Annotated in this window: 23 protein-coding genes and 1 pseudogene; all 24 read right to left on the bottom strand. The window is 43.6% G+C overall.

What is annotated here, in order from left to right; translation table 11 throughout:
* Nucleotides 1-344, bottom strand: a pseudogene (locus tag AC5V8P_RS19580) (hypothetical protein); the annotation flags it as partial.
* Nucleotides 337-684, bottom strand: coding sequence for an ASCH domain-containing protein (locus AC5V8P_RS19575; RefSeq protein WP_064795275.1), 348 nt, complete (start codon nt 682-684; stop codon nt 337-339). The pseudogene AC5V8P_RS19580 and the gene AC5V8P_RS19575, both read right to left, overlap by 8 nt.
* 37 nt (nt 685-721) lie before the next feature.
* Nucleotides 722-907 carry a hypothetical protein gene (locus AC5V8P_RS19570; protein WP_064795276.1) on the bottom strand — a complete coding sequence of 62 codons (186 nt, stop codon included), beginning with the start codon at nt 905-907 and terminating at the stop codon, nt 722-724.
* Between the two features lie 38 nt (nt 908-945).
* A complete protein-coding gene (locus AC5V8P_RS19565; RefSeq protein ID WP_064795277.1) occupies nt 946-1,272 on the bottom strand; it encodes a hypothetical protein in 327 nt (108 codons plus the stop codon).
* A gap of 51 nt (nt 1,273-1,323) precedes the next feature.
* Entirely contained in the window at nt 1,324-1,530 is a 207-nt protein-coding gene (locus tag AC5V8P_RS19560) for a hypothetical protein (RefSeq protein WP_064795278.1), read from the bottom strand.
* A gap of 42 nt (nt 1,531-1,572) precedes the next feature.
* Complete coding sequence (locus AC5V8P_RS19555; protein ID WP_064795279.1) at nt 1,573-2,424, bottom strand: DNA cytosine methyltransferase; 852 nt, start codon at nt 2,422-2,424, stop codon at nt 1,573-1,575.
* Nucleotides 2,425-2,476: 52 nt separating this feature from the next.
* Nucleotides 2,477-2,824 carry a hypothetical protein gene (locus AC5V8P_RS19550; protein WP_064795280.1) on the bottom strand — a complete coding sequence of 116 codons (348 nt, stop codon included), beginning with the start codon at nt 2,822-2,824 and terminating at the stop codon, nt 2,477-2,479.
* A gap of 34 nt (nt 2,825-2,858) precedes the next feature.
* Nucleotides 2,859-3,074 (bottom strand): hypothetical protein, encoded by a 216-nt coding sequence (locus AC5V8P_RS19545; protein WP_064795281.1) that lies wholly within the window; start codon nt 3,072-3,074, stop codon nt 2,859-2,861.
* A gap of 69 nt (nt 3,075-3,143) precedes the next feature.
* Entirely contained in the window at nt 3,144-3,659 is a 516-nt protein-coding gene (locus AC5V8P_RS19540; protein WP_064795282.1) for a crossover junction endodeoxyribonuclease RuvC, read from the bottom strand.
* A gap of 10 nt (nt 3,660-3,669) precedes the next feature.
* Entirely contained in the window at nt 3,670-3,918 is a 249-nt protein-coding gene (locus tag AC5V8P_RS19535) for a hypothetical protein (RefSeq protein WP_103046793.1), read from the bottom strand.
* On the bottom strand, nt 3,878-4,039 hold the full coding sequence (locus AC5V8P_RS19530; protein ID WP_155762499.1) for a hypothetical protein: 162 nt from the start codon (nt 4,037-4,039) through the stop codon (nt 3,878-3,880). Before AC5V8P_RS19530 ends, AC5V8P_RS19535 begins: the two co-directional genes overlap by 41 nt.
* Nucleotides 4,026-4,148, bottom strand: coding sequence for a hypothetical protein (locus AC5V8P_RS19525; RefSeq protein WP_269203068.1), 123 nt, complete (start codon nt 4,146-4,148; stop codon nt 4,026-4,028). Before AC5V8P_RS19525 ends, AC5V8P_RS19530 begins: the two co-directional genes overlap by 14 nt.
* A complete protein-coding gene (locus AC5V8P_RS19520; RefSeq protein WP_064795284.1) occupies nt 4,145-4,525 on the bottom strand; it encodes a YopX family protein in 381 nt (126 codons plus the stop codon). Before AC5V8P_RS19520 ends, AC5V8P_RS19525 begins: the two co-directional genes overlap by 4 nt.
* Nucleotides 4,518-4,913, bottom strand: coding sequence for a hypothetical protein (locus AC5V8P_RS19515; RefSeq protein ID WP_064795285.1), 396 nt, complete (start codon nt 4,911-4,913; stop codon nt 4,518-4,520). The genes AC5V8P_RS19520 and AC5V8P_RS19515 overlap by 8 nt, the downstream gene beginning before the upstream one ends.
* Nucleotides 4,914-4,916: 3 nt before the next feature.
* Entirely contained in the window at nt 4,917-5,108 is a 192-nt protein-coding gene (locus tag AC5V8P_RS19510; protein WP_064795286.1) for a hypothetical protein, read from the bottom strand.
* Between the two features lie 34 nt (nt 5,109-5,142).
* Nucleotides 5,143-5,424, bottom strand: a complete 282-nt coding sequence (locus AC5V8P_RS19505) for a hypothetical protein (protein ID WP_064795287.1) — start codon at nt 5,422-5,424, stop codon at nt 5,143-5,145.
* A gap of 61 nt (nt 5,425-5,485) precedes the next feature.
* The gene (locus AC5V8P_RS19500) at nt 5,486-5,794 is read right to left on the bottom strand and encodes a DUF551 domain-containing protein (RefSeq protein ID WP_064795288.1); all 309 of its coding nucleotides are present in this window, start codon (nt 5,792-5,794) and stop codon (nt 5,486-5,488) included.
* 162 nt (nt 5,795-5,956) lie between these two features.
* Nucleotides 5,957-6,277 carry a hypothetical protein gene (locus AC5V8P_RS19495; protein WP_064795289.1) on the bottom strand — a complete coding sequence of 107 codons (321 nt, stop codon included), beginning with the start codon at nt 6,275-6,277 and terminating at the stop codon, nt 5,957-5,959.
* A 29-nt stretch (nt 6,278-6,306) separates the two neighbouring features.
* Nucleotides 6,307-7,086: a DnaA ATPase domain-containing protein gene (locus tag AC5V8P_RS19490; RefSeq protein ID WP_076292358.1), complete on the bottom strand. Its 780-nt coding sequence runs from the start codon at nt 7,084-7,086 to the stop codon at nt 6,307-6,309.
* Entirely contained in the window at nt 6,995-7,825 is an 831-nt protein-coding gene (locus AC5V8P_RS19485; protein WP_064795290.1) for a DnaD domain-containing protein, read from the bottom strand. Before AC5V8P_RS19485 ends, AC5V8P_RS19490 begins: the two co-directional genes overlap by 92 nt.
* On the bottom strand, nt 7,818-8,213 hold the full coding sequence (locus AC5V8P_RS19480) for a hypothetical protein (RefSeq protein ID WP_231116690.1): 396 nt from the start codon (nt 8,211-8,213) through the stop codon (nt 7,818-7,820). Before AC5V8P_RS19480 ends, AC5V8P_RS19485 begins: the two co-directional genes overlap by 8 nt.
* A gap of 8 nt (nt 8,214-8,221) precedes the next feature.
* Complete coding sequence (locus AC5V8P_RS19475; protein WP_064795291.1) at nt 8,222-8,548, bottom strand: hypothetical protein; 327 nt, start codon at nt 8,546-8,548, stop codon at nt 8,222-8,224.
* A gap of 8 nt (nt 8,549-8,556) precedes the next feature.
* Nucleotides 8,557-8,997 carry a single-stranded DNA-binding protein gene (gene ssb, locus AC5V8P_RS19470; protein WP_064795292.1) on the bottom strand — a complete coding sequence of 147 codons (441 nt, stop codon included), beginning with the start codon at nt 8,995-8,997 and terminating at the stop codon, nt 8,557-8,559.
* Nucleotides 8,987-9,589 (bottom strand): HNH endonuclease (locus AC5V8P_RS19465; protein WP_495473789.1); only part of this gene is annotated, 603 nt, incomplete at its 5' end. The genes AC5V8P_RS19465 and ssb, both read right to left, overlap by 11 nt.

The raw sequence follows: 9,589 nt of genomic DNA, 5'->3' as shown, positions 1-9,589 counted from the left end.
GCCCGACGTGCCGTAACTCGTCCAAGTACACCTGACATGTCATATTTGGTATCAGCTATTTCTTTCAGTGCTTCACGTAGCCTGCGATTTTCATCGCCCTTCTCTCGCCAGTTCTTTTCCGCTGCTGCCAATTCTCGTATAGACTGTTCTAGCAAAATATCATGATCCTTGGTGATCAGGGCTATTGTCTGGTCCCTCTCTGCAAGCTGCTGCTGGAGTGAGTCTACCAAATTCAATAGGTATTGAATATCTTTGTATTCAGCGCCCGTTGCGCCTCCTGTCGTCTCTGCTATTCTGAGATTGAACTCAAACCTTTCTTTGATTTCTTTAATTTGTTCACTCACCTTTACCGCCTCCTAATTTAACCCATATAACTGCCCCTTGTGGATGTTTATAAGGTACAGGCTCCGGGTAAATGATTGGATTTCCCATTACCCATGCATAGGGTGTTTTGTAATCTATATCTGCATATGAAACATGATGCTTATCCTTGTTTATCTCCCAGTTGTACATAGTCAGTGGAACGCAACTCATAAGCTCCACTGTGCCATATACAAGTCCGCTGCCACTCTTGATAATACCGATGGTGCCGCGCTTATGAGTCTTGCTTCCGCGAATCTCCCACGTTTTGACTCCCGATAGGATCATATCTGCCCATTTAGGCTTAATAACGAGTCCGTCCAAATTGGTTCATCTCCTTATAGGGGTATAGGGTAAGAGGCTATGAAGCATCAAAGTGCATTTCAAATTCCCGTTCACAGTCCTCATTTTCACATCTCAATTTATAAGTTTTCCCACATTCGTCCGTGTCTGGCTCCATCCACTCTTCACCGCAATGAGGGCATTTTACGGCTGTAGATAACTGAGTGACTTCGGTATCAGCATAAGTCCGGTATATCCGTTCCATGTTGCTTTCTCCTTTCTGTTGGGTAGGGTAAGAGGCTGTTAAGCCTCCATAATTGCAATTTCTTTTTCGTGCCGTTTCCAATCGTCTTCATCAAAACAATTTTTGTAATCAGATAACTCATTGTCGAAACGCTCAATCACATCGTTTATTTCAACAACGACTGACGTTGGGCAAATCTTGGCATCATACCCGCCTTCGCATAAATAGTCATCTCCAACCAACTTGACAAAATCCGAAATATCCCCGAAGTCTAAATGTACATATGCGAATACTGTTATGTTTTTTTCGAAGTTTTGTATATAGAGTCCGGTTTCACGCTCTCTCAAAAGTTCGTATAGGTCAGGGTTTACTTGTCCAGTTGCCATCTGTATATCTCTCCTTTATAGGTGGTAAGAGGCTGTTATGCCTCTCCCTAGCTATTTCAAACCGAAGCTAGCTGCTGTCTTTTCTAAATGCTTTATAAATCCATGTAGCGTTACTGTCTTAGAATCCCGTCCACAATTTGAGATGTAAATAAAAAGCTCTGCCCCAACTTCATTGCTAAAATCAGCTTGTATTTCTTCTTCATTCGCTTTTTCATGCCATTCTTGTAGACGTTTTATGGTCGGTGAATAGTAATCCATTGGTATATCTCTCCTTTATAGGTAGTAGGGGGTGTATCCCCCTTAAAGACTGTCATTTATGGCTTTGATGGCTGCTAGGATTGGATATACCTGTTCTGGTACTACCGCGTTCCCGAGTGCTTTAACTCGGTCCATGTGATCGGGAAGCCCATTAGCCACTCCGAAAGTTGGGGGTTCAAATACATTCCAATAAGTTCCGGGTACATATCCCCTATTGCTCCCACCAACATCGTTCCGTGGCTCCCATCCTTTTCCGAAGGTGCAAGTTGTCTGATCGGTTTGTAATCTTGGCTTGCCGTTGGCGTTGGGAAGTACCTCCTCAAAACTTCTCCGGGCACGCTGTCCCAATTCCTCGCGGCTGGTGGGAGTGTAATGTTTTTCCCATCGTTCGCCGTAGGAGTGGGCCACAATGAAAACCCTGTCTCGTCTGTGTGGCGCTCCGACGGATAAAGCCGGAAGAACAATCGTTTCCCACTCGTAGCCGATACTTTCCAAGTCAGTAAGTACGATGTCGAGGCCCAATGTGACGTGCCCAGCAACATTTTCGCCAACAAACCACCTAGGCTTGATTTCTTGTATGAGTCGGAACACTTCAGGCCAGAGATGGCGGTCATCTTCCGTGCCTTTTCTGTCCCCGGCAACACTGAAAGGCTGACAAGGGTATCCTCCGGAAATAATGTCAATTGTTCGATTGTCTCCAAGTATTCCATCCTCCCTTAATCTATCTGCTGTCAGCGTGCATACATCGTCGTAGATTGGTACGTCAGGCCAATGCTTACGTAATACAGCCTGCGGGAATGGCTCCCGTTCACAAAATGCCACCGTCTCCATTTGCGCCCACTCAGCCGCCAAATCAATTCCGCCTATACCGCTGAACAGGCTTAATTTACGCATATGTCTATCCCCTTATGGAGGGCTGTTCCCTCCTTCTTATCCCCTATGGGGCTTAATCCGTTATGCCTGGCACCTCAATGCCTGCAATTTTAAGCGCCGTGATAAAGCCAGCGTGGAACCCGTTTGCTTCCGACACAATATCTCCGTAAAAGCATCCATCATGAGCCGTTGTTTCCTCGAAAGCCTCCTTCATCCGTTCTTCCATCGTTAATTCCACTTCATAACCGTTATAAAGAGCGCGTATAAGCAAATCCAATTCCATACCATTTACACCTTCAAAGTCTTTCGACCATTTTTCGGGATACTCAACATGCATTCTTACAATCGACGACTCAGGGTGTACTTTCTTAAGCAGATTTACAGCCTGCGCCTGAGCTTTTGATATTTTTGCTTTATCCATTGTTATGTCCTCTCTGCCCTTGGGGGCTATATATTTAATCCTCTGGAAGCAGCTTGTTAAATGCTCTACGGTATAATTCAGCTACTTTTACTTTCTTTGGACTCCCATCTTGACGAACATTTACCATCCGATTACTCTCTTTCACCAAAACCGGAAAGCCTGTTTTCGCATGTGGAGCAAACACTTTTCCGTCTTCATCGATACGATATGGATAATAGCCAGGGATATATTTAAGAGTCTTATTCTCCATTCCTAGAACTCCTTTATACGTTGTTATATGAATTAATTTGATAATTTCACCCTGTGTTAAAACAGTATCCTATGCTTTTTTCTTCTTTTTCACTGGAGGCTTTAAAATGGCTTGTATGACTTCCTTTTGGAATTTGGCAGTATTGGTATTACCTCGTAATGAACGAGCTATCTGAGCTAAAACAAACGCGTCTCGGACGTTATCTGAACCGTGTTGGAAGCCCCACCGTTTAAATATCTCTACTGCCAATTCATCCTTTTTTGTGTTTCCCTTACCTGAAGCGAATTTTTTAAGCGCTGAAGGAGCGGCTTCCTGATATTTAATGTTACGTTCGTACAAGTCCAATCGGATTCCCCAACCAATCCCGCCAAGGAGGAAGCCCGATTGTGAAGCAAAGCCAAAACCCTCTATCACTACCACATCACCGTAATCTACGTTTTCACACACATCAGTGATGATGTCTGACATACGCTCTGGATCTTTCCCAGCAGCCGTTACTTCCAATGCATCCAGTACATTACCATCTGCATCCAAGATGCATACCCCTGTTTTGGTACTCGGGTCTATTCCTACGTATCTGGTCATATTCATTCCCCTATCCTATTTTCTTTTTTCGCCCCGGCTTGCCCAGGTCACTAGCTTCACGCTTTTCCGCTATCTGATCTATCATGTCTACTAGTTTTCGCTTTATATAATCTGTCCGTGCTTCTGGCGGAATACCAAACATTGAGCCTTCGCTTTGAATAAGCGCAACAATCCGGTCAGCCCCAGCAAGCTTTTCATACAGGTGATATTCCCAAGTCTCAAATATGGCGTCCATCCGGTTTGTGTAATCCGTCGCCATCCGTTACACCTGCCCTCCGGTAGATTTCTTCATGTGCAAGTATTCGATAATCATAATCTTTAGTTTCGTCATAAGCTGCAATGACCAGTTCAGAATTGGTCATGCTTTCAAACGGTTTCACGTTCGTCTTCGGCCTCCTGTGCGTTCTCCCACTCTAACTCTGCTCTAGCTATACGAAGCGATCCTTCAAGGTCCTCGTCTAAGTAGTTGTAGTCGTCTATTGGATTCATGGGGTATCCTCCAGTGGAGTTTCATAGATGTTGCCAATTACCTCACATCCATCATTGATTTGATGCAATTCATACGCAACATTGTCATCTAGTGTTACAGCTATGAACCTTCCGTAGTTCCATGTAACTCTATACATCCTGCCGTTGAATTTCACATCATCGGATTCGTATATCTCTTTATCATTACGGTCTAGTAGTTCGGTAAATTGCATCAACTCACAGTCCTTGTCTTTATCGAGATTGCAATACCATGCTTCGTTGTAATAATATGCCTCGTTGTTTTCCCCGAAGGCGATTGAGTCATGAACATCCTCACCGCACACATGCATCCTTTTTAAATCCTTATCCCACTTTCTAAATTTGATGGGTCTACTCATTTGTATCATCTCCTTTTAAAGCTGCACGGGCAACCTTCCCCTTATCGTCAAGGATTAACAAAAAGCTATATTCTTCACCTGGCACAAGTATTTCTGTCGTGTAGTTCGTTTCATCCTCATAAAACTCCAGTGCCTTATCCTTAATCTCTATCTGTTGTAAAAGGTAATCAATATATGATGGTGCATTGGCAATTAAGTTTATATCTTCGTCTTTAGGGTCTGTACCTGCATGCTCTTCATATCCTTTTTGACCACCAAAACTGCATATTTCAAAGGATGTATCACCATAAAAAGAACCATTCTCATTGTATCCACCAGACCGCCATTCCCACGGTCCCGGTGTAGCTGCTGCCAGTGCTTCTTTTATCTCTTTTATCTTCTTATCCATGGTTTAGACCTCCACAATGTCATCGACTTCAATTTCGTCTGTTTGCCCATTCTGTAAAGCATCCCGCCAGTCAATTGCGGATTCAAGCAGTTCGTTTTGTTTTTTCTCGGTTAGTTCAAAAAATTGATCTTCCGTCATATCCAATTTCACTTCAAAATCCACGCATACAGTTGCTGTTCCCGATATTCTAATCATCCCTTATTCCTCTCCTTTGATATGCTAGTAATCCCTAATCTCTAATCATCCGGCGCAAAAAGTCTGTGCATTCCGCTTTGTCATACAAATCGATCCAGTCAATTTCGTTAATTTTTGCGATACACTTATGCACGTCATCGTTGTTGTTGATTACCATGACAAGATTAAGTGCGTAAGGATTACCACCAGCGAAAAATCCCCAACCTGATCCCTGTATTGAGTGCCTACCGTAATTATGGATGTACACGAAACCTTTCAATCCTGTTTTGATCTCAAGCGTGGTAACGTTCATATGTTTCGATATATTTGCAGTCATTTCTTATTCCTCTCCTTGCCCTTTAGGGGCTGTGATTTTATTCGGCTGCCGCTTCGCTAGGCTATTCGGTCGCTTCGGGGGCCTTCGGCAAAGGCATCCAATGAGTTACCTTTTCACCTAATCTCCAATTCGTTTCAGGCTCATAGTTAAATTCGTACCAACCGCTTGTAGTCCAATAGCAGTCATTCTCTTCGTCATATTCCCCGCCATCCGTGTACTCTTCATCCATATATTCATCTTCCGGCACTGTTCTTGGAGCGATATAATCGGCGCAAGTTGTCCATCTTTTTCCTGATGATGTTATGAAACTCACCAATACTCTTTTTCTCGTTTCTGGAAGCTGCTCATTCACACTGATCCATTGGTTCATTCCTCTATCCCCTCCATCACTGATATTCTCCGTGAGTATCCAAACCACACCGAACACAATAGCCTGCTTGCTCTATTTCATTGCTCCCGTAACCTGTGCTGACTATATATGTCTCCCACTTATGACCCCTGTATCTACATATCAGACGTTTGATCCATTGGATCATTCCTCTATCCCCTCTCCTTGGGTTAATACGGCTGAGTGTTTTAAGTGATCCCGCACCCTATTTCTTGGTAGTCTGAGCATCACGAATGCTCCGAAATCTGTTAAAGCCCCCTCACCCTGAATGGCATCTTCCGGTATCATTACTTGGAGCTCTAAGCGATGGTACCCCTTGTATTTGCCTTTTTTATTCGGTGCATGGACTGTAACGCCGTTAGATAATGGGGCCAGTGCAATTAAACTATCCTCATTTTGACCTTTGATTTGATCTACCAAAATTCCTACAGTTTCCTTGCTTACATCAAAAATTACATTTCGCATCCGTATCTTCTTCCCTTCTTATTGGAGTCTTACTGGAGACGATAATTAAGTTCAATCCCGCCTTGCAGCACTACTTTATAGTTGCGGCACATCTCGTTAATCCGGCTTCCTATGCCCTCGTCAATCTCGCATAAGCCAGCTATTGTTTTCTCTGAACTGATAAGGATTGGTTTTCGTTCGAGGTAGCGATAATTGATGATGGCGAACATTTGCTCAATTACGAAATCTGTTGCCTTCTCCCGGCCCTTGAATAAATCATCTATATAAAGCACATCCGCCTGTTGCATTTGGTGTATGCGTTGCTCCAGCGTGTCTAGATTGGCTTTGATCTCGTTAAACCCCTCGACAAAAGGGAAATATAGCACCTGTATTCCTTTGGCTAATAGATTGTTTGACACTGCCATAAGCAGATGCGTTTTGCCGCATCCAGGACGCCCTAGAAGAGCAATGCTATGGTTTGGTATTCCTTGGTCGTCTAAATCCTGAACGCAGTTGTATGCCGCTTTGTAGGCTTCTACAACTGTATGTGGTCTGCCATCCTGTACAAAGTTACCGAAAGTCTTCTTCTGAAACTCCGGTGTAATCCGGCTTGACTTCATCATCCGTTCTGCCACCCTTTCCTTTTTGCACTCGCAATCTCGCCAGTCGTCCCGGTAATCAAATGGTCCGTCTCCGGTTTTAACACGGATCAGAAAACCTTCTTCATCCCGGCATTTTTCACATCGGTGGTTCTTCGGTGGCTCCGGTTCGGTTTTGTCGGTCGAGGAAGGCGAACTCGCTCTCAGCCGTTTCAGCAGTTCTGCCGCCATTTCTTCGGGACTGAGACCCTTTAATTGATCCTTCAGACTTTTCATTCGTTTGTTCCTCCTTCCAAGGCTCGTCTATTCCGTCAGCATGCCAGCTTTTTAAAATGCCATGGACATAAGCCATATTTCGTTTGCCTCTTAAAATTGCTATTTTCATAGCTTCACAAAGCCAACGATCACCGTATTCTTTTGATAAGTCGTCTATGTTGTCTCTAACAACTGGACTCATAATCCCAAAACCATTTTCATAATACCGATAAGGATTAAGGCTGCTGTCGCCATCAGGCGAAACCTGTTCCCTTCCCTTCTCTTCAGTTCTATTCTCTTCAGTTCTATTCTCTTCAGTTCTATTCTCTTCAGTTCCCTTCCCTTCAGGAGGAATTTTTGGGAAGTTCCCGGAATTTCCCGGAATGTCCGGGAATTTAGACTTCGTTCGTTTGTGTAAACCCTGTTGATGTTTTTCAAAATTGATCACCTGAACGACCTTTTCTCCTTCCGTTTCATACCAAACAATCAGCCCGTTTTTGTCTAATCTCCTAAGAGAATCAGCAATTTCAGCCAGTGTCTTATCTAACATTGGCACTACTAAAGCTTTCACTTTTGCAGGCGATCCCGCCAGACGACCGAAATCGTCTGTATGTGGAATCATCCATGTAAACAGCAGCATGTCGAAAAGTTCAGGCAACATGTTTACTTTTTCTGATATTGATATCACTTTTGAAATCATTCTCTTTTCAGCCATCTCTAACGCTTCCCTTCGATTCCGTTTGTTTCTCAGAAGTTCCGGGAATTTCCGGGAATTTCTCGGAAGTGTTGTGAACAAGCATAGCCATGCATTTCCGTGCCCGTATTCCTTCCGGCGTTTCATCAAGCCAGTCATGACATGCCGTACATAAATGTAATAAGTCCGTTACTCTCGTTTTATGGTTAATATGCTTACGTCCGATTAAGTGAGCTCGTTCGGTAGCCAAGGCATTATCACAAAGCTCACAAAGTCCGTGTGACCGCGCTTTAAGCTGCTTATCTACCTGTTGGCTTATATCTCCCTTTTGACGCTGTGTGAGCTTTACACGTTTGCTTTTGCCGGGCTTAGGAACGGGATACCATTCATCCATTAAATCTATCTTCATAGATCCTCCTATAAATCCGTCTGCAATTTGAGAATACTTTGTAACGCCGATACCTGAACCTTGATAGCATCCGCAGCTTTAATGCCGGCTTGGAACTGTGTTTCTGCCAAGTCTCGGTCAAACAGCAGCTTCGATACGTTCCCCTTTGCCATATCAGGTATAAGCGTCACAGGTACTTTATCCTGGCGTAGCTTAAACATTTCTTTAGCTAGTTCAGCGCGATAGATACGTTCTGTTTCCGCCTTGTCTTTACCTAATCCGAACAATGCATCCGCTGACTTCCCCAGTCGTTTTGAAGCGGCGTATAGCTCCTGTGTCACATTGATTATTTCCATTTATCCTCCTAGAAAGGTAAGTCATCATCTGATATATCTATTGGTTTTCCATCGTCTGCAAACGGGTCTTTATCATAATTGCGGCGATGATCCGGTTCGTTTGGATCTCGCTGGCTCTGGTTGTCTCGGTTACCCTCCAGAAACCGCACATTATCCGCTACAATCTCAGTTACATACACCCGCTTGCCTTCGCTGTTCTCGTAGTTACGCACTTGTACACGGCCCTCTACGGCGGTTAAACGGCCCTTTTTAAGATAGTTGGCGCACGTCTCTGCAAGCTGCCGCCAGGTCACAATAGGTAGGAAATCCGTCTCCCGTTCACCGCCTTGACTGGTAAATGGACGATCTACAGCCAGCGTGAAAGTAGTTGTAGCAATTCCGTTCGGGGTATATCTGAGCTCAGGGTCCTTTGTTAAGCGACCCACAAGTACCACACGATTAATTGACATTTTTATTCCTCCGTTCTTTGTGCCGTTTTTTCATATGGAACCTTTGGTGATCTTCTTTCGAAGAGAACAAGTGCAAGTTTTCAATTCGATTATCATTTCTTATATGATTGATGTGATGTACCTCTTCCTTTTTAGTAAGGTACCGCCCTAATTTTTGTTCCATGATAAAACGATGTTCCATGACATATCCTTCTTTAGATGCATTAGGATGATCTGGCTTGTAAAGTTGAATGTACCCGTCAGTTCTACCTAATCGCTTTCCTGTGAAATGTGGTGATTTACCAATATATGAAATACCTCGTCTGGCCTTACTCAACTTTTCTCTAGTTGCTTTTGTAACGTTTTTGCCAGTATGAGTTTTTTTGATGACTTCAATATGTTTCGGTGACAGCTTTCGCCCTCTTTGAAAGGTGCCATTAGGGTGTGTCTGGATGTTGAATTTAGAGAACCAAAGACATATAGCTCCAGCTGTGCATTCTAAAATCTCAGCTATCTTATATTGATCAAGACCTTGCTCGAAATAGGCCTGCCGAAGAAAAGTTTCTAAATCAACTCCATACTTCTCAGGAACTAATTTATGAAGCATTTTCTT

This window comes from Paenibacillus sp. N119s, from assembly GCF_059447605.1.
Note: the sequence above shows the minus strand (reverse complement) of the source record. Positions and strands in the feature narration are given on the sequence as shown.